The 20,110-nt window shown below is 63.3% G+C and carries 24 protein-coding genes and 1 pseudogene; 20 read left to right on the top strand and 5 right to left on the bottom strand.

Going from position 1 to position 20,110, the window contains the following annotated elements; translation table 11 throughout:
• Positions 1 to 109 precede the first annotated feature (109 nt).
• From traA to erm, 13 genes are all read left to right on the top strand, one after another.
• On the top strand, positions 110 to 3,373 hold the full coding sequence (traA, locus tag NGK62_RS32205; RefSeq protein WP_251882140.1) for a Ti-type conjugative transfer relaxase TraA: 3,264 nt from the start codon (positions 110 to 112) through the stop codon (positions 3,371 to 3,373).
• A 33-nt stretch (positions 3,374 to 3,406) separates the two neighbouring features.
• Positions 3,407 to 3,778, top strand: coding sequence for a hypothetical protein (locus NGK62_RS32210; RefSeq protein WP_079651109.1), 372 nt, complete (start codon positions 3,407 to 3,409; stop codon positions 3,776 to 3,778).
• Positions 3,779 to 3,850: 72 nt separating this feature from the next.
• Positions 3,851 to 4,072, top strand: coding sequence for a hypothetical protein (locus NGK62_RS32215; protein ID WP_104874799.1), 222 nt, complete (start codon positions 3,851 to 3,853; stop codon positions 4,070 to 4,072).
• The gene (locus NGK62_RS32220; protein ID WP_251882142.1) at positions 4,059 to 4,250 is read left to right on the top strand and encodes a hypothetical protein; all 192 of its coding nucleotides are present in this window, start codon (positions 4,059 to 4,061) and stop codon (positions 4,248 to 4,250) included. Before NGK62_RS32215 ends, NGK62_RS32220 begins: the two co-directional genes overlap by 14 nt.
• A gap of 183 nt (positions 4,251 to 4,433) precedes the next feature.
• Complete coding sequence (locus NGK62_RS32225; RefSeq protein ID WP_021561443.1) at positions 4,434 to 4,649, top strand: antitoxin MazE family protein; 216 nt, start codon at positions 4,434 to 4,436, stop codon at positions 4,647 to 4,649.
• Positions 4,649 to 4,969 (top strand): type II toxin-antitoxin system PemK/MazF family toxin, encoded by a 321-nt coding sequence (locus tag NGK62_RS32230; protein WP_021561444.1) that lies wholly within the window; start codon positions 4,649 to 4,651, stop codon positions 4,967 to 4,969. The genes NGK62_RS32225 and NGK62_RS32230 overlap by 1 nt, the downstream gene beginning before the upstream one ends.
• A gap of 235 nt (positions 4,970 to 5,204) precedes the next feature.
• Positions 5,205 to 5,768 carry a recombinase family protein gene (locus NGK62_RS32235; RefSeq protein ID WP_021561445.1) on the top strand — a complete coding sequence of 188 codons (564 nt, stop codon included), beginning with the start codon at positions 5,205 to 5,207 and terminating at the stop codon, positions 5,766 to 5,768.
• Positions 5,765 to 6,148 (top strand): hypothetical protein, encoded by a 384-nt coding sequence (locus NGK62_RS32240; RefSeq protein WP_021561446.1) that lies wholly within the window; start codon positions 5,765 to 5,767, stop codon positions 6,146 to 6,148. The genes NGK62_RS32235 and NGK62_RS32240 overlap by 4 nt, the downstream gene beginning before the upstream one ends.
• A gap of 85 nt (positions 6,149 to 6,233) precedes the next feature.
• A complete protein-coding gene (locus NGK62_RS32245) occupies positions 6,234 to 6,857 on the top strand; it encodes a recombinase family protein (RefSeq protein WP_251882144.1) in 624 nt (207 codons plus the stop codon).
• A 110-nt stretch (positions 6,858 to 6,967) separates the two neighbouring features.
• Positions 6,968 to 7,171 (top strand): ribbon-helix-helix domain-containing protein, encoded by a 204-nt coding sequence (locus tag NGK62_RS32250; protein ID WP_046977532.1) that lies wholly within the window; start codon positions 6,968 to 6,970, stop codon positions 7,169 to 7,171.
• Positions 7,168 to 8,331, top strand: a complete 1,164-nt coding sequence (locus NGK62_RS32255) for a DNA cytosine methyltransferase (protein ID WP_251882146.1) — start codon at positions 7,168 to 7,170, stop codon at positions 8,329 to 8,331. Before NGK62_RS32250 ends, NGK62_RS32255 begins: the two co-directional genes overlap by 4 nt.
• Complete coding sequence (locus NGK62_RS32260; RefSeq protein WP_104558934.1) at positions 8,328 to 9,188, top strand: hypothetical protein; 861 nt, start codon at positions 8,328 to 8,330, stop codon at positions 9,186 to 9,188. The genes NGK62_RS32255 and NGK62_RS32260 overlap by 4 nt, the downstream gene beginning before the upstream one ends.
• Positions 9,189 to 9,802: 614 nt before the next feature.
• Entirely contained in the window at positions 9,803 to 10,687 is an 885-nt protein-coding gene (gene erm, locus NGK62_RS32265; RefSeq protein ID WP_079391557.1) for a 23S ribosomal RNA methyltransferase Erm, read from the top strand.
• A 447-nt stretch (positions 10,688 to 11,134) separates the two neighbouring features.
• On the opposite strand, the pseudogene NGK62_RS32270 reads toward erm, so the two are convergent.
• Positions 11,135 to 11,263, bottom strand: a pseudogene (locus NGK62_RS32270) (integrase core domain-containing protein); the annotation flags it as partial.
• Here NGK62_RS32270 and NGK62_RS32275 point away from each other — a divergent pair.
• The 7 genes from NGK62_RS32275 (at position 11,262) to NGK62_RS32305 (ending at position 16,360) form a co-directional block, all read left to right on the top strand.
• On the top strand, positions 11,262 to 11,990 hold the full coding sequence (locus NGK62_RS32275; protein WP_113935230.1) for a recombinase family protein: 729 nt from the start codon (positions 11,262 to 11,264) through the stop codon (positions 11,988 to 11,990). The pseudogene NGK62_RS32270 and the gene NGK62_RS32275 sit on opposite strands and share 2 nt — an antisense overlap.
• Positions 11,987 to 12,280, top strand: coding sequence for a hypothetical protein (locus tag NGK62_RS32280; RefSeq protein ID WP_170139983.1), 294 nt, complete (start codon positions 11,987 to 11,989; stop codon positions 12,278 to 12,280). Before NGK62_RS32275 ends, NGK62_RS32280 begins: the two co-directional genes overlap by 4 nt.
• An 81-nt stretch (positions 12,281 to 12,361) precedes the next feature.
• Positions 12,362 to 12,994 carry a ParA family partition ATPase gene (gene parA / locus NGK62_RS32285; RefSeq protein ID WP_034008291.1) on the top strand — a complete coding sequence of 211 codons (633 nt, stop codon included), beginning with the start codon at positions 12,362 to 12,364 and terminating at the stop codon, positions 12,992 to 12,994.
• Between the two features lie 20 nt (positions 12,995 to 13,014).
• On the top strand, positions 13,015 to 13,239 hold the full coding sequence (locus NGK62_RS32290) for a plasmid partition protein ParG (protein ID WP_003159117.1): 225 nt from the start codon (positions 13,015 to 13,017) through the stop codon (positions 13,237 to 13,239).
• Between the two features lie 53 nt (positions 13,240 to 13,292).
• Positions 13,293 to 14,309: a replication protein RepA gene (locus tag NGK62_RS32295; protein WP_104874791.1), complete on the top strand. Its 1,017-nt coding sequence runs from the start codon at positions 13,293 to 13,295 to the stop codon at positions 14,307 to 14,309.
• Between the two features lie 894 nt (positions 14,310 to 15,203).
• Positions 15,204 to 15,896, top strand: a complete 693-nt coding sequence (locus tag NGK62_RS32300; RefSeq protein WP_104874792.1) for a DNA-binding protein — start codon at positions 15,204 to 15,206, stop codon at positions 15,894 to 15,896.
• Positions 15,896 to 16,360: a thermonuclease family protein gene (locus tag NGK62_RS32305; protein WP_104874793.1), complete on the top strand. Its 465-nt coding sequence runs from the start codon at positions 15,896 to 15,898 to the stop codon at positions 16,358 to 16,360. Before NGK62_RS32300 ends, NGK62_RS32305 begins: the two co-directional genes overlap by 1 nt.
• 84 nt (positions 16,361 to 16,444) lie before the next feature.
• On the opposite strand, the gene NGK62_RS32310 is transcribed toward NGK62_RS32305, so the two are convergent.
• The 4 genes from NGK62_RS32310 to NGK62_RS32325 are packed head-to-tail and all read right to left on the bottom strand — an operon-like array spanning position 16,445 to position 19,899.
• Positions 16,445 to 16,837, bottom strand: a complete 393-nt coding sequence (locus NGK62_RS32310; RefSeq protein ID WP_104874794.1) for a hypothetical protein — start codon at positions 16,835 to 16,837, stop codon at positions 16,445 to 16,447.
• A gap of 11 nt (positions 16,838 to 16,848) precedes the next feature.
• A complete protein-coding gene (locus NGK62_RS32315; RefSeq protein ID WP_251882150.1) occupies positions 16,849 to 19,371 on the bottom strand; it encodes a type IV secretory system conjugative DNA transfer family protein in 2,523 nt (840 codons plus the stop codon).
• 32 nt (positions 19,372 to 19,403) lie between these two features.
• Positions 19,404 to 19,625, bottom strand: a complete 222-nt coding sequence (locus tag NGK62_RS32320) for a conjugal transfer protein TraD (protein ID WP_104874796.1) — start codon at positions 19,623 to 19,625, stop codon at positions 19,404 to 19,406.
• A 22-nt stretch (positions 19,626 to 19,647) separates the two neighbouring features.
• The gene (locus tag NGK62_RS32325) at positions 19,648 to 19,899 is read right to left on the bottom strand and encodes a TraC family protein (protein ID WP_003159123.1); all 252 of its coding nucleotides are present in this window, start codon (positions 19,897 to 19,899) and stop codon (positions 19,648 to 19,650) included.
• Positions 19,900 to 20,110: the final 211 nt, after the last annotated feature.

Here is a 20,110-nt window from a genome sequence, read left to right on the forward strand (position 1 = left end):
ATAGTCATGCAGCGAAGCGAAATGCGCACTTACGGGTTGCTGCGCAACCCTCATACGGCCGGGGATACCCCGGCACCCCTTTTTAGCGGCTAAAACGCCAAGGGAAGAAATGGCGATCTACCATCTGAACACGCACACGATAGGACGGGCGGCCGGGCATAGCGCCGTGGCTGCTGCCGCCTATCGATCCGCGTCGAAGCTGGTAGATGAGCGCACCGGGGAAGTGTTCGACTTCACCCGGAAAGGCGGCGTCCTGTCGGCCGAGATCGTCACGCCCGCAGGCGTTCCGGTTCCCGAGCGCGCCGCCTTGTGGAATGCCGCCGAGGCCGCCGAGAAGCGCAAGGATGCGCGAGTGGCCCGCGAGTGGCGGGCGGCCCTGCCGCACGAGCTGAACGAAGCCGACCGGCGCGAGCTTGCAACGCGCATGGGGCAGGCTATCGCCGACCGCTACGGCGTGGCCGTGGATGTGTGCATCCACGCCCCGGACAGGGAAGGCGACGACCGCAATTTCCACGTTCACATGCTGGCGACCACGCGCACCATTGGCGCGGATGGAGCGCTAGGCGCTAAGGCCGTCATCGAGCTGGCGAACAAGGACAGGCAGAAGGCGGGCATTCCTGGCACCAGCCAGGGCGACATTACCGACATCCGCCGCGAGTGGGCGGAGCTGACAAACGAGGCATTGGAGCGGGCCGGAATCAGCGCCCGTATCGACCACCGCAGCTATGCGGATCAAGGCGTTGAGCTGACGCCAACCAAGCACATCGGCAGCGACGCCGTGGCGATGGATAGGCGCGGCCTGGAAGCCGACCGCATCGACATTCACAACGCCGACCGGCAGGAGCAGACGCGGCAGATCGCCGAGCGGCCGGAGATCATCCTAGACAAGATCACGGCGACGCAGGCCGTATTCACGCGCCGCGACATTGCCGCCGAGCTGAACCGCTACATTGACGACGCCGGGCAGTTCCAGGGCTTGCTTGCCAAGCTGGAAAACTCGCCGCTGCTGGTCGAGATGGAACCGGCGAACGGCCGCGATCCGGCGAAGTTCTCCACCCGCGAAATGATCGAGACTGAGCGCGGCATGGTGGAGTGCGCCGAGCGCCTGGCGCGCACCGGACGGCATGGCGTTTCCGGCCCGATCACGAACGCCGCGATTGATGGCGCGGGCACCCTGTCGGCCGAGCAGCAAAACGCTGTCCGGCACGTTCTCAAGCCGGGCAGCCTGGCCGTTGTCATCGGCGACGCCGGCACGGGCAAATCCTTCTCCATGAAGATAGCCCGCGAGGCGTGGCAGGCCCAGGGCTTCAACGTGCGAGGCGCGGCGCTGGCAGGCAAGGCGGCCGACGAATTGCAGGCTGGCAGCGGCATCGAAAGCCGCACGCTCGCCAGTCTTGAATTTGCGTGGAAGAACGGAAAGGACAAGCTCACTTCCCGCGATGTTCTCGTGATCGACGAGGCGGGCATGATAGGCAGCCGCCAGCTTGGCCGCGTGCTGAAAGCCGCCGAGCAGGCCGGGGCAAAAGTCGTCCTGCTGGGCGATGACAAGCAGCTTGCCGCCATCGAGGCAGGCGCGGCGTTTCGTGCCGTCGTGCAGCACGTCGGAGCGGCCGAAATTACCGAGGTGCGCCGGCAGAAACACGCCTGGATGCGCGAGGCCGGCCAGCAGCTTGCGCGGGGTTCCGTGGCCGATGGCCTGGCGGCCTACGCCGAGCGCGGCCACGTCCAAATCCACGGCAGCCGGGAGGCAGCGCGCGACGCCCTGGCGGCGTCCTATGTCGGCGACCAGGGCAAGGGAAGCCAGATCATCCTTGCCCATTCCAATGCGGACGTTCAGGCGCTTAACCAGGCCGTGCGCGATGCCCGGAAGGAGCGCGGCGAGCTGGCCGGTTCCGCCCGGTTCGTGACCGAGCGCGGCGGCCGCGAGTTCGCCGCCGGCGACCGCATCGTGTTCCTGAAAAACGACCGCGATCTAGGCGTGAAGAACGGCACCCTTGGCACCGTCGAGCGGGCCGAGGATGGCAGCCTGGCCGTTCGGCTGGACAGCGGCGAAGCGCGCCAGGTGCAGGCGTCCCAATATGCGGCCGTCGATCACGGCTATGCAGTCACGATTCACAAGGCCCAGGGCGTCACCGTCGATAGGGCTTACCTGCTGGCGACCCCCGGCATGGATAGGAGCCTGGCCTATGTCGGCATGACCCGGCACCGCGAGGCCGCTACCCTGTTTGCCGGGGCGGACGACTTCACCGACCGGCGGGCCGGGCGGCTGGTCGATCACGGCGCAGCGCCCTACGAGAACAAGCCGGAGAACCGGCCGAGCTACTTTGCCACCCTGGAGAACGACAAGGGCGAGCGGCACACCATTTGGGGCGTCGATCTTGAGCGCGCCATTGCCGCCAGCGGCGCGCAGCGCGGCGACCGCATCGGCTTGGAGCACGGCGGTTCGCAAACCGTGCGCCTGCCGGATGGCACCACGGCCGAGCGCAACACTTGGCACGTTCGCGGCGCGGCCGAGCTGGCCGCCGGGAAGCTGGCCCAGGTGCTGGGCCGCGAGCGGCCGAAGGAAAGCACGCTGGACTTTGCCGACCGGCGCGGCTTCGACGGCGAGAACGTCATGCGCCGCTGGCTCGAACGCGGCCGGGCCAAGGTGGCCGAGCTGGCCGGGAAGATGCAGCGCGCCATGCGCCGCAGCTTGGAGCGCCACGGCCGCCCCGACCTCATGCCCGCGACCGACATTGCCGGCCGTCCGGCCGTGCAGCGGCCGCAGCAGATCGAGCAGCCGGCAGCGCCGCAGCGGCCCCAGGCCGAGCGCCCGGCCCCCGACCCGCTGGCCGGGTTCCGCGCTGGCGTCGAGCGTGCCGAGGCGGCCGGCGGCGGCTTGGCGCTGGACGTGGCGAAGGCACAGCTTGCCGTCGCCCAGGAGTTCCAGGCGGCCGGGAAAGACCCCCGGCACCATGCGGCCGCGATCATGCAGGAAGGCCAGCAGAGGGCCTTTGCGGGCCTGGCGCAGCCGTCCCAGGCCAAGGCCGAGCCGGAGCGCCCTGCGGCCGTCCAGGTCAGCGAGCAAGACCGCAAGCGGGCCGAGATGTACGCCAAGCGAGAGGCCGACCAGTTCAAGGCGCTGGCCGTGAAGCGGCAGGCGGGCTTTGCGGGCTACACCGACCGCAACCCGAGCGCCTGGCGCGAGCTGCCGGCCGAGCTGCGCGAGCGCATCGAGCGGTTCAACGCTCTGCCGAAGGAGCGCCAGGCCGTCGAGCTGGACAAGATGCAGCGCGAGCTTGCCGACAGGTATGCACGCGACCCGAAGGAGATCGAGCGCAGCCGGCAGCGGCAGCGCGAGCAGGAACGCGGCAACGGCGGTTTGAGCCGGTGACGCGCCGTTTTCAACCAACCAGGAGCACGCACCATGAGCACAGAACCGACGAACGACGAGCTGGCCCAGGGCTACGCCAAGCAGATCGAGCAGGCGCAGCAGCGGCGCGAGGCGAAAGATCTTGAGCGGCTGGAACGCCACGGCCAGGCGGCCGCGCAGCAGTCCCAGGCCATCGAGGCCGAGCAGAAGCAAGGCCAGCAGGGCCAGGGCTTCGAGCTGGACGCCAGCCAGAAAGTCGAGCTGAACGAGATCAACGGCCAGCAGGCAAAGACGCTGGCAAAGGAATTAAACCGGGACAACGAGAACGGCGACCAGGTGAAGCAGGCCCGCGCCCGCGAGATCGCCGAACGGTTCAAGGAGAAGGCGGCGCGCGACCGGGAGCAGTCCCGCAGCTTTAGCCGCTGAAAGGCGGCGCCAGGGCGGCGGCAACCGGCCCAGGCGCCTAACCACAACCCCATCCGACAGAGGGATGAAATCATGGCTGAAACCAATGTTACCGGCGGCGCCCGCCGCGAGCTAACGAAATACCGCGTGACCTTCGCGGCCGCCGTCATCGGCCTGGCCGGGGCCGGCTGGATGTTCCAGGCGGCCTATGAGCAGCACATCAAGGTTTTGCAGATCGGCGACGACACCGGCCAGCGCCTGCAAATGCGCGGCCTCAACCACGACCAGGAGGGCGCGGAGCATGGGCAGCGTTGAATCCTGGCGGCGCGCTGCCCTGGCGGCCTACGTCCTGGCCGGTGTCGGCCTGGCCTCGGGCGGCTATGCCCTTGCCACCACGCAGGCGAACGTGAACGCCATCGCGGCCGCGCAGAAGCGTCTTGATGACGACGAGTGGAGCATGTCATTTTCAGAAGACGACTGCACCAGTTCATGAGGCTGGCCGCCCCGTGTGCAGCCGACTTCTGACCGGGTCGTGTCAGCAGTCCTATGCACGAAACTCCAAGAAGGGCGGAAATTGCGCAGAACTTCCCTGCACGACGTTGCGGAACGGCTTGGCTTGCGCTATGGTTTCATGCGCAGTATCATGTAACCATACATGCAACCAATGGAGAGCACCATGCCATCAATTCACGAATCAAAGGTAGCCCGACACCGCGAACGGATGCGCGCGGCGGGGCTGCGGCCTGTGCAGTTTTGGGTGCCGGACACCCGTTCGCCTGAGTTCACGGCGCAAGTGCGCAAGCAATGCCAAAGCCTGAAGGGCGACCCAGCAGAAGCAGAGGTTTTGCGCTTCACCGAAGAGGCGGCATCGCACGTTGAGGGCTGGGAGTGATGCAGCGAGGCGACCTCGTGACGGTTTCATTGCAGGGTGACTACGGCAAACCACGACCAGCCCTGATCGTTCAATCAGACCTACTAACCGACTTGGAAAGCGTTGTGCTGTGCCCAGTGACAAGCGACCTGCGCAATGCCGCGTTTCGCGTCACCGTGGAACCGAATCCAGCTAACGGGCTGCGCGCACTATCGCAAGTTATGGTGGACAAGCTCTCGACGCTACCGCGCACCAAAATCAGTGAACCGTTTGGCCGCCTCGACGATGAGCGAATGAAAGCAATAGATAGGGCGCTCCTGTTGGTCGTTGGCGTTATTTGACCCGGTGCCGGAAAAATCTGGGATTCCGGCTTACTCGGTATCGCGCCGGAATTTTCGGCGGTTCCGGCTTAAGTCGGTTCGCTGTTCCATTGCGCCGGGATGGCGGCACATGCGCCGCCTTGTCCGTCAAACGATCATTAGTCGGCCAAGCCGGTCACTGTCCGGCAATGCGCTTGAATAACGGGTTGTCGGACATTATGATAGGCGGACGGAAAAACGGACAAAAGGGGCGGTAATGGCACTCATCGGCTATGCGCGGGTATCGACGGCTGAACAGGACACCGCCTTGCAGACGGATGCACTGCGCAAGGCGGGCTGCGAGCGCGTCTTTGAGGACACGGCTTCCGGGGCCAAGGCCGACAGGCCCGGCTTGGCCGCCGCGCTGGCCTATCTGCGCGACGGCGACGTGCTGGCCGTCTGGCGGCTGGATCGGCTCGGGCGCTCGATGCCACACCTCATCGAGACAATCGGCGCGCTGGAAGCGCGTGGCGTCGGCTTCCGGTCGCTGACAGAAAGCATTGACACCACCACACCGGGCGGGCGGCTCATCTTCCACGTGTTCGGCGCGCTGGGCCAGTTCGAGCGCGACTTGATCCGTGAGCGCACCAAGGCCGGGCTGACCGCTGCCGCCGCTCGCGGGCGCAAGGGCGGGCGCAAGCCGGTTGTCACTGCCGACAAGTTGCAGCGGGCGCAGGAGCATATTGCCAACGGGCTGAACGTCCGGGAGGCTGCTACACGGCTCAAGGTGAGCAAGACGGCCCTATACGCCGCGCTGCAAGGCGGGAGCGAGCAACCATGAGCCGCAAGCAAAGCAGTGCCTTCGTCACGACCAGAAAGGGCTTTTGCTATCTCACGGTCAAAGTCGGCAGGAGCAATTACAACATCATGCGGATTCGCAATTACACGCTTGAGCCGCAGGACAAGCGAGACATGCGCCGGTTGTATCCCGACTATCTCTTTGACTGGAAGAAGATCGGCCAGCAGCTTGCCGAAAAGAGGGAGGTATGCAGAACCTACCGCTCCAAGCGTCAAGCGCCCCGGAGCACGGAACGTACCTCAGACCCGTTCGTCATGGTGTCGTATGACCCAAGGACGCGCACGGTCTACGCATCCGACACCTGCGATTCAATGGCATTGCTTGACGCTGTTCTGCACATGGAACGCTCCCGCAAAAAATAGCCCCGACAGGCCGTGCAGCCGACTCCTGACATTCCGTGCAGTCGCCTTCTGAAAATGACAGCCGGTCAAGGTTGCCCGCATCTACATGCGAGTAAGCACCGAAGCGCAGGATTTGGAGCGGCAGGAAGGCATTGCGCAGGCCGCAAGGGCGGCCGGGTACTACGTCGCCGGCATCTACCGGGAAAAGGCGTCAGGGGCACGCGCTGACCGTCCCGAGCTGCTGCGCATGATTGACGATCTGCAACCCGGTGAAATCGTGGTGGCTGAGAAAATCGACCGCATCAGCCGCCTACCCTTGGCCGAAGCCGAAAGGCTTGTGGCCTCGATACGCGCCAAGGGCGCCCGGCTATCGGTGCCCGGCATCATCGACTTGGACGAACTGGCGGCCGCAGCGCAGGGCGTGCCCCGCATCGTCTTGGAGTCCGTGCAGGACATGCTTTTGAAACTGGCCCTGCAAATGGCCCACGACGACTACGAGGACAGGCGCGAACGCCAGCGCCAAGGCATTGAGCTGGCGAAGGCTGCGGGCCGGTATGCCGGCCGCACGCCCGATACCGCCACACATGCCCGCATCGTGGCCCTGCGCGAAGGCGGCAAGAGCATCGCGGAAACGGCAAGGCTGGCCGGGTGCAGTCAAAGCCAAGTGAAGCGCGTATGCGCGATGGCCCGGCCAGCGGTTGGCGACAAAAAGGAGCTGACCAGGTCGTGAACCTGTCGCCAAGACAATTTCAGCGGTACAGCTCGGATGGCATACAAATATGGCGTTATGCACCAGCATGGTGTAATGTGGTGCATTAGATCAATCGAGGCGGCCTAATCATGCCCAAGCCCAGCAAACCATCACAAATACAGCAGGAGACGCACAAGAGCGTCAGAACGTCTGTCAGCTTGTCGCCTGAGCTGCATGGCACGCTGGAGCGCATGGCCAAGGAGAAAAAAGTTTCCGTGGCCTGGGTGATCCGTGATGCCGCAGAAAAGTACGTCGGCGAACAGTGGCCGCTGCTTCAACAAGAGAGAGCATGATGGCAAACGCCCCAAATTTTTACGAATTCTTCGCGGGTGCCGGAATGGCCCGCGCAGGTCTTGGCAACAAATGGCGATGCGTCTTTGCCAATGAATTCGATCTCAAAAAGAGTGTCGTCTATCAAAAGAACTGGAAAACACAGAACGTCTTGAAAGTGGCAGACGTTGGCACGCTCACGACGCAGGACGTGCCTGATGTAGCTGACCTGGTATGGGCATCTTTCCCATGCCAAGACCTGTCACTAGCTGGCGCAGGCGCGGGCCTGAAGGGCAACCGGTCAGGGACTTTCTGGCCGTTCTGGCACCTCATGGAAGGCCTGATTGAAGAGGATCGCGCCCCCAAACTGATCGTTCTGGAAAACGTGTGCGGCACGCTCACTTCACATGACGGCAAAGACTTCGCCGCCATCTGTTCGACTTTCGTAAAAGCGGGCTACTTTTTTGGGGCCGTTGTCGCCGATGCCGTCCAGTTCGTGCCTCACTCGCGGCCTCGCCTGTTCGTCATTGGTGTGCGCGATGAACTAGCCCTTACGGCTCCGAACATCACCAGCGAAACGCCCTCGGCAATTTGGCACACAAAGGGCCTGCTGAACGCCTACGAGAAGCTATCGGCCAAGGTACGCAGCAAGTGGTTGTGGTGGAGTCCACCTGTGCCGTCGAAGCGGAAAACCACCTTCGCCGACTTGATTGAAGAGCAACCGCATGGGGTCGAATGGAACTCACCCAGCGAAACCGCAAAGCTGCTGGAGATGATGAGCGAAAAGAACCTGAAAAAAGTGAATGACGCCAAGAAGGCAGGCACCCTAATGGTGGGTGCGATCTACAAGCGCACACGATGCGACGAGTTGGGCCGTAAGGTTCAACGCGCTGAAGTGCGGTTTGACGATATTGCTGGGTGTTTGCGCACCCCGGCTGGCGGTTCTAGTCGGCAAGTGATTCTGATTGTTGAAGGCGAGAATGTGAGATCGCGCCTAATTTCTCCTCGGGAGACCGCGCGACTGATGGGCCTGCCCGACAGTTACGAGCTACCAAAGAACTACAACGAGGCGTATCACCTCACTGGAGACGGGGTTGCTGTTCCAGTTGTCAGGCACTTGGCGAAACACATTTTTGAACCCCTGCTGGCCGCACAAGCAGCGGCCACAAAGGTAGCCGCATGAGTGTCATTCCATGCGAGCAGAACGCTGAACTAAAAACCAAAATCCTCGAATTTGCGGAAGTCCTCAAAACTCAATCCCATCAGCTAGGCGAGCACGGCTTGACTGAGAATGAGTTCTACAACAGCGGTCTATTTCGTGGTGCGGTGGAACGTATCCGTGGTCAGTTTTCGGCCACGATGAGCGAAAAACGCGACTTCGTTCGGCACATCTTGAACCACATGCAGGATGGCGGTTTCATTCAAGACTGGAACTCTTCCGGCGCAGATAACAGACATGACTATGCCGTGACGATGCCAACTGGACGGACGGCAGTTATCGAATTGAAAGGCTGCCTGGATGGGAACAACACCAACATTTTTGAGCGGCCACCACACGCGCACGAATTCATCATTTGGAGTGTTTGCACCAACCCCGGTGCAGACCCACAACACAACGCATGGTCAGGCATCCATACCCGTCTAAGCGCCGAAATTATTTCTCGGTCGCAACGTGTCGATGGCCTGTTGATCTGGGACATGGTTTGTGGGACGCTTGGCAGGCCTTGTCCCAAGATTGCAGACGAAGCTGAACCGCGCATTACGGAGTTGGGCCACTATCGATTGCCGCCCCCTTGCATCTACATGATGCCGGCCACGATTCCATCGCCTCGCAACAACCCCAACCCGGCACCTCAACAACTTCAAGATGTGACACTCTTGCAGGCATTCAGTGACTGCTTTCAAGTTCATGCACACGAGGTCAACTCAATCTCATTCACCGTGTCGCACGATGGCGCAGATACCGTGCGCACTACGACGATCCGCAGAAACGGGATTGTCCAACGGCAATCTGGCCCCACCGCCATCAGACGGTCTTAACAGCATGGCATCTATCAACACTGATTCCGCCTGCTCTCCGGAAGGGGAGGTAAGTTTTCAATGGCTCGGCAGAGAGTCGGATTGTCCTCAGCTTGTTTCGCAAACCGGGAAATCAGAGTTCGCATACTTCTACCGGCCATTCTCAGATTGGCTTTCGCTACAGCCAATGATTGCACGTGCCTCACGCCAATCATATCTGCCAATTTCAAGCCACGACTACGGTCCACCGTGCTTCTCGCACCGCATTGCGGACGATAGGAAGCGTTTGGCAATAGCGATCGGCTTAACCTACAATCCCTGGATGCATCAATCTGCATCTAGGGAGCTCGCAGAAAGGATATTTGCGCATATTTCAGAAAGCTGCCCGGCTCCAGATTCGGTCCGGTCGCGGCTCGAACTGCATTTTGTACACGTTAGGAATGAAATAGATGAGGCATCCTGGATCCGGTCTCAACCAGGCTTTAAGATTACTTGAGCACTTCAAGAGCGACTTCGAGTAGAAGGACCGCTCCTTTCAGGAACTGAGCCAGCTATGGCTTTCCTCCGTGGCTTAGCTTACCTCGCCACCAAGTCGATTGATAGAATTTGTGGGTTGCCGCGAAAATCGTTCTCCGATGGTTCATAGACAAGACAAATTTTCATACCGCGAAGTACTGCCCGTCAATCAAGACGAACGGCGCCGCAAGTTGAGCCAAAACTTCTTGGTCGATCAACGAGCGATTTCGACAATGGTTGACGCACTGGAAGGAGACGTCCGCACTCCGGTGCTTGAGTTTGCGGCAGGAAGCGGCAATATAACGCGGAAGCTTGTATCCGGGGGATACAGTGTTTCTGCGGTAGAGCTCGATCATCAGCTTGCGTCCAAGTTGAAAGTCGACTTTGCTGGGAAAGCGCGTGTTTTCGAATGTGATCTCATGGCATTTGAACTGCCAACGGAGGCATTCAACATCGTGTCGAATGTACCCTTTCACCTATCCACTGATTTGCAGCGTCGGTTGATGATGGCATCACATTGGACGATAGCTGTCCTGCTTCTGCAATGGGAAGTGGCTAGAAAGAGAGCCGGTCTGCAAGGTGGCACTCTCGTCACAGCCGCTTGGTGGCCTTGGTTTGACTTTGAACTACTTGCCCGCGTTCCTGCACACGCCTTTCGCCCTGTTCCAAGAGTTGATTGCGGCATTCTTCGGATTCGGCGGCGTCCTCTGCCGCTCGTAGATGACCAAGTAGCGTATCAACAGTTTGTCGAGGCAGTGTTCACGGGACGCGGTCGCGGCTTGGGAAACATACTCCAGAAATTCCTTGCGAAGGGAGTTTTAGATTCTGTTGGCCGAGAGCAAAGTATTGATTTTAATGGCCTCCCCAAGGATCTAACTCCACCACAGTGGGTTGCCTTGTTCCGAGCGTTTTCTGCCTTCAAGAATACTAAATCTGGCACCTCCAACAATGGCAGAGCTGCGCCGAAGTTCACAAAGCGCACTCGAGACTACTCGCCCAGATAATTTCAACATTTGGTTCTCCCCAACCAAGGCCTTTGGTTAAGCACTGAGCGTCGCGCCTGTAGCATCACTACGTCATGTGCGTGCAGCCTGAAGCGGGCGTCGGCGGGCTCGTGGGCGTCGTGTTGGGCCATGACCGCTCGCGGCTGGTCACGCACAACCAACAACGGTAGGCCGCCGCTGAACTCCAGTGGCGCGATGACGCTCGCCCATTCCAGTCGACTGCAGACTGCAGTACCAAGTGGCGCAGGCGTACGTGGTGGTCGACGTGCGTCGTCCGACACAGCCACGGACACCTGTATGTGGCGAGTTGCCTCGCCAGTTGTGGCGTCACGCCGGCTCGCTTGAGTTTCTGGTTCGGCGCGGGGTAGTGACCTGCCCCCTTCAGCCATACCAACCGTTCGGCAGAAGTCCGGGTTGAATATTACTGGATCTCGTCGTTGGCCGGGGTCACTTGCCGAGCAGCATCGCCGGCATGCCGGCATGCCGGCGATGCTGCTCGGCGAAGCGAGCCGGTGGTATCCGTCCGATGCTGCCGTGGGGCCGCACCTCGTTGTAGTCCCGCCTCCAGGCCGCCATGAAGCAGAAGGCCACGGCCGCGCCGATGGTGGCGCGGGTGTATCTGCGCGTCAGCACCGACGCGCAGGACTTGGAACGCCAGGAAGGAATCATCACGGCCGCGAAGGCCGCCGGTTACTACGTCGCCGGCATCTACCGCGAGAAGGCCAGCGGCGCACGCGCCGACCGGCCCGAGCTGCTGCGGATGATTGCCGACCTACAGCCCGGCGAGGTGGTCATTGCCGAGAAGATCGACCGCATCAGCCGCTTGCCGCTGCCCGAGGCCGAGCGCCTGATTGCGTCAATACAGGCCAAGGGCGCACGCCTGGCCGTCCCTGGCGTAGTCGATCTATCCGACCTGGCCGCCGAGGCCGAGGGCGTCGCCAAGATCGTGCTGGAAGCCGTGCAGGCCATGCTTTTGCGCCTGGCCTTGCAGATGGCCCGCGACGACTACGAGGACAGGCGCGAACGCCAGCGCCAGGGCATCGAGCTGGCGAAAGACGCCGGCAAGTATCGCGGCCGACGCGCCGACCCGAAGCGCCGCGCCCAGGTCATCGCCCTGCGCCGCTCCGGCCACAGCATCACCAGGACGGCCGAGCTGGCCGGGTGCAGCCCGTCCCAGGTGAAACGGATATGGGCGGCCGAAGTGAGCCAGGCCGAGGCCGCCCGCATGGGCGCTTTCCGCGAGGACGCATTGACCGAGGCCGACGCGCTGGCGGCCGCCAACCAGGAGGGCATGAAGGCATGAGAAACGGACACCATCCCCTGCCCCCGCTTCGGCCGGAGCTGCAAGCCGCCCATGACGAGATGGACGCCAAGGGGGATTACTTCGCCTATGCCGTGTGCCGCACCCATGACGGCCAGGCGTGGGAAGTGACGACCAGGCAGGGCGGCATGTATGGCGCGCTCGATGGCCGCTACCTCGACCACGACGAGGCGATGGCCGCCGGCGCGGCCTGGCTGCTGGAACAGCTCGACCGCGAGCCGACCGACGATGAGGCAGCCTATCGGGCGCTATGGGAAAGCATGGGGAAATGATGGAAAACACCTTTACTCATTCGCTCATTGTGTTATGATGCAATGAGTAAATTATCATTTGCATGACCACCAGGAGAGCGCATGAAAGTCATTGCCGTGCTGAACCAGAAGGGCGGTTCAGGAAAGACCACCATCGCCACGCACCTAGCCCGCGCCCTGCAACTCGACGGCGCGGACGTGTTGCTTGTCGATTCCGACCCCCAGGGCAGCGCCCGCGATTGGGCCGCCGTGCGGGAAGATCAACCGCTAACCGTGGTCGGCATCGACCGACCAACCATTGACCGGGACGTGAAGAACGTGGCCCGCAAAGTGGATTTCGTCGTGATCGACGGAGCGCCCCAGGCGGCCGACCTGGCCGTGTCGGCCATCAAGGCGGCCGACTTCGTGCTGATTCCGGTGCAGCCATCGCCCTACGACATTTGGGCCACGGCCGACCTTGTGGAGCTGGTCAAGCAGCGTATCGAAGTCACGGACGGGAAGCTGCAAGCGGCTTTCGTGGTATCCAGGGCGATCAAGGGCACCCGCATTGGCGGCGAGGTTGCCGACGCGCTGGCCGGCTACGCACTGCCCATTCTTGATGCCCGCATCACGCAGCGCGTGAGCTATCCCGGCACCGCCGCCGCTGGCACGACCGTTCTTGAATCCGAGCCGGACGGCGATGCAGCGGCCGAGGTTCGCGCCCTGGCCGCCGAGATCAAACAGAAACTCAATTGAGCTTTTGAGGAAATGAAAAAATGAGCAAGCCCACAACCGCACTCACCGCCGGCCGCCCGAGCGCACGCACCGACAAGGCAAGGGCCGCGACCCTTGCCAGCCTGGCCGACGACGCCGGCGGCATGAAGCGCGTCAATTTCGAGCTACCCGCCGAACAGCACGCAAAGCTGAAAATCTACGCCACGAAGCAGGGCAAGAGCATCAAAGATGTGCTGTCCGAGTATGTCGCCAGTCTGCCGGATTGACGCTCAAAAGCATATTTACTCATTTGAATTTTAGTGGCTAAAGGGGCGGCACCATGACCAAGAAGCGAGACGGACAGGAGGCGCAGCAGATCGGCGACATTTTGGGCGGCCTGATCGTGAAGGCGCAGGCCAAGGCAGGGGACAAGACCAGGAAGCCCCGCGCCGGGGCCAAGATCACCCCGGCCGGCATCATCCTGACCGAGCAAGACCAGAAGTTGATCGAGGCCGGCGCAGAGATCGCCACCAACCCGCCGAGCGGCGAGGACATGGCTTTCACCCATGCCGTGCTGTGCCAGGTCGGTTTGCCTCGCTCGAAGGTCGATGGACGCGAGTTCATGCGGCAGTCCGGCGCGGCCTGGGTCAATGTGCAGGCCGGCTATCTGGACGAGGGCAGGGGGCCGGTGCTGCAACCTATCCCCTATGGCGTCATGCCACGCCTGGCCCTTGCTTGGGTGTCCAGCTACGCCAAGCGCGACAACACGCGGGAAATCCCCATCGGTGACAGCGCGGCCGAGTTCTTGCGGCTCATGGGCATGGATGACCAGGGAGCGCGTTACACCACCTTGCGCCGTCAAATGCACGCCCTGGCCGCTTGCCGCCTGCAACTTGGATTCAAGGGGCGCACCTACAACGGCCAACCCGTCGAACAGTTCGATGCCTGGCTGGCGAATGGCGACGCGCAGCAGAAATCGCTTTGGCCCGGCACGATGGTTCTATCAGAGGGCTATTTCAACTCGCTGATGGATAGCGCCGTACCGCTGGACAATCGCGCCCTGATGGCCCTGAAAGGTTCCGCGCTTGCGCTGGACGTTTACACCTGGCTGGCTCACCGACTGCACCGCATCGAGGGCAGGGGCGTAACGCTGCACTGGAAGTCCCTGCGGGAGCAGTTCGCCCAGGAATACACCGGGAAGGATGCAGACAAGGACTTCAAGAAGAAGTTTGTGCCGGCACTCAAGAAGGTGCTGACCGTCTATCCGCAAGCGAAGGTGAAGCCCGTCACTGGTGGCCTGCTGTTGCTTGGCTCCCCGCCGCCCATTGCCCCTAAGAACGGCGGGAAGTTTAGCTAAACTCCGATAGATCAGACCCCCCCACACGCAGCACACTGGCCGCCCGATCAAGGCGGCCGCGTCGTTTCTGGCCGATGCCCCCTCCTGGCGGCCAATCTTGGGGATAAACCCTGTGGATAGCCGCACTTATCCACGATAGATCAGACCCCCCCTAAACCGGTACGGTTAAGCCTTTAAGTTTTCCTATAAATATTTGCCTGTAATTGGCAGGCCAAATCAGTGGAAAACTCAACCGACAGCGCGAACCGAAACGCCGTAGCGCCCTACGGGCGCGCCTACCCTCCGGGCCTTCGGCCCTCCGCCCCGTCGCCTACGGCACCGGCCTGCGCCTTCGGCGGGGCACCCCTCCGGGGTTCCCCCGGCTTCGCCGGCTCCCCCTCCGGCTATCGTGCTGGCCTACGGCCAGGCGGCTTACCAAGGCGCGGCACGCCGCGCCGGTGGCAACTCCACCGCCTGCACCCTCATCCAGCGCCGTGCCCGCTGAAAGGCCGCAAAAAGCGGTTTAGCAGGGAAAAGCGGCTTGCCGAGGCCGTGCCTCACATCGAGCGACAGCGCGGGCGGAAAGGCCGCAGGTTGAACGCCAAGAGAAGGGCCAGCAGCCAAGCGGCCGAGCTGGCCAGCATCGTCATTCCAGACGAGGCAGGCCCGGAACCACGGCCAAGCCGCGCAGGAGCGCCCAGGAGGCCCGGAACCGGGCAAGGGTAGGGCAAGGTGCTACCGACCCCGGAAAACGCCACCACGGCCCGCACAGGGCCAAATTTCGATCCCGCCGCGCTCCCGGCCGGGCTGACCCAGGCCCGGCGCGTAGTATTCCGCTGTAGACTTGTAAATTGTAGTATGTAGTAGTATTATACAACCTACTACAACGCTACATTTCATACAGGAGCAACCGCTATGGCAGTCACGAAAGAGCAGATTTTTTCCGCCGCCGACGAGCTGGCCGCCAGCGGTCAGCGCCCGACGCTTGAGGCCATCCGCAAGATCACCGGCGGCAGCTATACGACGATCAGCCCGGCCCTGAACGAATGGAAGGCCCGCCAGGTCACGGCGGCCGCGCCCCTACGCGAGCCTGCGCCCCAGGCCGTCGCCGACCGCCTGGCCGAGCTTGGCAGCGATCTATGGACAATCGCCCTCGACCTGGCGAACGCCCGGCTTGCCGCTGAGCGGGAAGGGCTGGAGAAGGCCCGCGCCGAGCTGGAAGCCGACCGCAACGAGGCAACCGAGCTGGCCGACAAACTGGCCGGCGACGTGGAAGCCCTGCAATCCCGTCTGGCGTCCATCGAGGCCGCCGAAGCGGCCGCACGCGGCGAAGCCGACGAGCTGCGCGGCCAACTGGCCGCCGCCCAGGAACAGGCGCACACCGCCGAGGCCCGCGCCCAGGAGATCGAGCGCCGCGCCGGCGAGCTGCGCACGGAGCTGGACAGGGCGCACCAAGACGCCGAGCAGGCGCGCGAGGAACTGGCAGGCGTCCGCGAGGAAGCCGCGCGCCTGGCCGGGCAGCTCACGGCGCACCAGGAACAGAACGCCGCACTGCTGGCCCGCATCCAGCCGGCGGCCGACCAGGACAAGCCGAAGGGGCGCAAGTGATGCGGGCAGGGCTGGCCGCGTTCGCGGTCATCCTGGCGGCGACAACCGCCCACGCCGGCGAGCTGCGCGGCCGGGTGGTGGCCGTCGCCGATGGCGACACGCTCACCATTCTGGACGCCAGCCGACAGCAGCACCGTATCCGGCTTGCCGAGATCGACGCGCCCGAAAAGCGGCAGCCCTTCGGCCAGCGGTCGAAGCAATCGCTTTCCGATCTTTGCTACGGCCGGGATGCCGCCATCGAGGACGGCGGGCGCGACCGCTACGGCCGCACCATTGGCCGCGTGAGCTGCGCGGGCATTGACGCCAACGCCGAACAGGTGCGGCGCGGCATGGCATGGGTTTTCGACCGCTATGCGACCGACCGGAGCCTCTACGCGATCCAGGACGAGGCGAGGGCGGCCCGGCGGGGCCTATGGAGCGATCCTGCGCCGGTTCCGCCGTGGGAATACAGGGCGAAACGATAGGAAATGCACTGTTTTTAATGTTAAAAACATTGCATCAATCGGGCTGATATTGACACTTGAGGGGCGGCTTTAGCCGCTGAAAAACTACTGGCCGCCGCGCCGCCGCCGGAAGGCCGCTAGGTCGATCACGTCCGCCGTGCGTCGGCCTGCGGCCTGCATCGGAGTGGCCGGGGCAGGTCGGCCGGGTTCCGCCAGGCGCTGCCGCCGGCGGAACAGTTCGAGCAGGAACGACCCCAGGAAAATACCTGGCACGAACGGCAGCACGATCAAAACGCCCAGGGCCGAGGCCAGCGCCCGGAAGGGCTTGGCGAGCCACCGCAGCGGCCCGCGCAGCAGATCGGCCAGCAGGCCGTCGAGCAGCCAGAGCGCCACGGCCAGGACGAAGCCGCCGGCGGCGACCGTCATCACCGCGCCGCAGCCGAACCAGGCGGCCAGGCCGACCAGCAGCAGATAACCGATGACGACGAAAACCCACATGGCCGCGCCCGTCAGCTATGGTAGGGGTTCGCATCGAACCGCCCGGCATACTCGGGATCGGCCAGGTAGTTCAGCCGGTCGAGCAGGTAGGGATATTCGCCCTTCACCAGCACGATGGGCTTTTCCGGCCCCAGGCGCATGACCTCATCCGGCGTCAGCAGCTCGCGGCCGGCGAACTGCTGGCTTGAGCCGCTGGACTTGCCCCGGTTCAGGGAACCGCCACCGCCGGAAACGCCGGCGCCGCTGTTGCGGCCGGTGTTCTCCGTCTCAAACTCAATCGTGGCTTTGCCCAGGCTGTCGCTGATGTACTTGGCCGTGTCGTAGTCGTCCGTGCCAAAGAACGACTTGGCGCTGTTCGCCAGGAAGGTTTGCCACTTCGGATAGACGCCCTTCAACTGGCTCAAGTCCTGGATGAACACCCAGAAGGCTAGGCCGTAGCCGCGCATCAGGCTAACCGCGTCCTCGATCTGCTTCATGTAGCCGAGCTGGCCGAACTCATCGAGCAGGAAGGCGACCCGGTGCATGGGTTGCGTGGTGCTCGACGTGATGGCCGCGATCACGGAGCCGATGAAGGCCCGGACAAAGCGGGCATTGGGGCCGATCTTGTTGGCGGGCAGCACCATGTAGACCGTCATCAGTTCGGCCTTCATGTTCGCCAGGTTGAAATCGGAGCGCGACACGGCCGCCGCGATCCGTGGATCATCCATAAAGGCCGTGCTCTTCTGCGCCGTGGAAATCACCGAGCCGCGTTCACGGTCGGGCATCCCCATGATGGTGTTTGCCGCCCGCGCCGGAAGGCCGAAAGCGGCCTTTTCGTCGGCGGCCATTTCGGCCAGGGTCTCAAAAAGCACTTCCTCGCCGGCGGTCAGGATGCGCCGCACTTCGGGCAGATTGCGCCGGCCTTCATCCAGGCCGGCAACGTGCAGCATCAGCCCTTGCAGCAGCGTCCGGGCCGACTCGTCGAAGTGCGCCTGCCCCTTCGGGTCTGGAATCACCAGGCAGTCAGCCAGCACGGCCGATTCACCGACGCATTCCGGGTCACTCGTATCGAGGCGATCCAGCAGGTTGAAGGCGTGCGCCTCGCCCTTGGTCACGCCGAACGGATCGACCACGAAAACCTTATGCCCCAGCTCGCGGCGGGCGCGAGCCGTCACGGCCGCGTTTTCGCCCTTCACGTCGAGCACCAGGGCCGAGCCGGGATAGTCAAGGAGGTTCGGAATTACCGCGCCAATGCCCTTGCCGGAGCCGGTCGGGGCGACCGTCACGACGTGGCCGGTAAAGCGGAAACGCTGATCGAGGCCGGCGGGCGCATCGGCCACCCGGCCCAGGGCGAAACCGGCGGGCTTGCCGGGCGCGACCAGGTGCCCGGCCTGGCGGATTTCCGCGACCGTGCCCCACCTGGCCGACCCATGCGTGACCGGCTGCGCGCCGGGCGCGGAAGCGGCCTGAACAGCGGCCGCGCCGATGCTGGCAGCGCCGCCCGGTTCGCCCTGCAAACCGGCCCGCAGGTTGTCCAGCCAGGCCCCCAGGACGCGCAGCCGATGGCCCAGGGTGGAGCCTTCGCCGAGCTTGGACGCCAGCGCGCCGCAGATGCGGCCGCCTTGCGCATACATGGCATAGGTGCCGACCAGGGTTGCCGCGATCATGGCCCAGGACGGCAGGAACGGAACCAGCACGAACGCCAGCACCATTGCCGACCCCGGCAGCAGGTAGGCGAGGGCGGCCGCGCCAGCCAGCGTGACCGGGTTTTGCTTGCGCTTCACGGCCACCACGACCGCGCCGAGCATCAGCACGAACAGGACGAAGAAGAAGATGCCCCAAACCTCGGTGATGCGCCGGGCGAACCCGCCGAAATAGCCGCTTGCCGTATTGCCGGAAAGCTCCTCCCGGCGCGTCGCTGCCTTCTGCTCGACCTGGCCGCGATACTCCGCTAGAACCTTGTCGCCTTCCGCAGCCGCCAGCCCCTTCACGAACTCAACGCCCCGCGTCACGGATTGCTGCACGACATTGACGCCAGCCGTTGCCGCCGCCGCTGGCCGTTCGCCGTCCAGGCCGCCGGAAATCCGGGCGCTGAACTCGTCCAGATTCGCCGCCGTTCCCAGGCCCGCGTTCTGCAAGAAAAGGCCGAGGTCGGCGCGGTACAGGCTGAGGATGTTCGCCGCGCCAGCGGCGTTCCGGCTCGCCAGCGCGGCCGCTTCCATTTCCTTCAAGACTGGCAGCAATTCGGCCCACTTGGCGCGGTAGGTGTTCCAGTCTCCGGCGTTCGTCGCCATCGCCAAATCCTGCTGCCCAATGTCGAGCTTTTGCAGGTTCGCTTCCCACGTCCGGTAGGTCGATTCCTGCGCGTCACAAATGCGCTTCACCCAGGCGTCAGCGTCGGCCGCGCCGTAGAGCTTTCCGGCTTCGGCCGCCGGGTTGCATTCGGGGAAAACGCGGGCGTGCGCCGTTGTCGCCAGAGACAGGCAGAACACGCCGAAAAACACCGCCACCACGGCGGCCCACAATCGCGCTGCTAGAGCTTCAAAATCCATCATACTTCACCTCTCTGTCAGGTAGAAATTGACGGCTAGGAACGGTTGCCGCCGTCCTCTCCATCATCGGAAAAAGCCTCATCGCCGGCCGCCTCAAAGCGCGCTTTGGCGGCGTCAGCGTTCGGCCCTTTGAGCGCGCCGGCCGCGAGGGTCAAAGCGCCCAGGATCACGGAAGCCGGATAGTCCGCCATGCCGGACTTGATGACCAAGCCGCCAAGCTGAATCTTGCGGCGTGCATCCTCTCTCCTGGCGTTCATCCGAAGGCGTCCCAAATCGCGGTCAGTTCGTGCCAGGCGCTGCCGGAGCCGGAGCAGCTTGCTGGGTTTCGCCTTTGCGAAATTTCGAGGCGATAGCCTCAAACTCCTTCCGCATGGCGGCGTCATCGATGTCGAGATCGCCAAGACCGGCGGCAATCGCAATCTTGCCGATGCGTTCGGCGGCCTTGCTTTCGAGTTCGGCCAGTTCAGCCTTGATGCGGTTCAGCTCGGCCAGCTTGTCGGCCTTGCGTTCGGATAGGGTCTTTCGTGCCATCGTTACAGCTCCTTTCGTGATTGCGGGTTATGCCCGCGTGATGTTAGCACCTTGCGACGCTGGCGGGGAAGGCACGGCGCTGGTATAGTCATGCAGCGAAGCGAAATGCGCACTTACGGGTTGCTGCGCAACCCTCATACGGCCGGGGATACCCCGGCACCCCTTTTTAGCGGCTAAAACGCCAAGGGAAGAAATGGCGATCTACCATCTG

The sequence above is a fragment of the Achromobacter sp. Marseille-Q4954 genome, assembly GCF_943737025.1.
GTDB lineage: Bacteria > Pseudomonadota > Gammaproteobacteria > Burkholderiales > Burkholderiaceae_B > Achromobacter > Achromobacter bronchisepticus_A.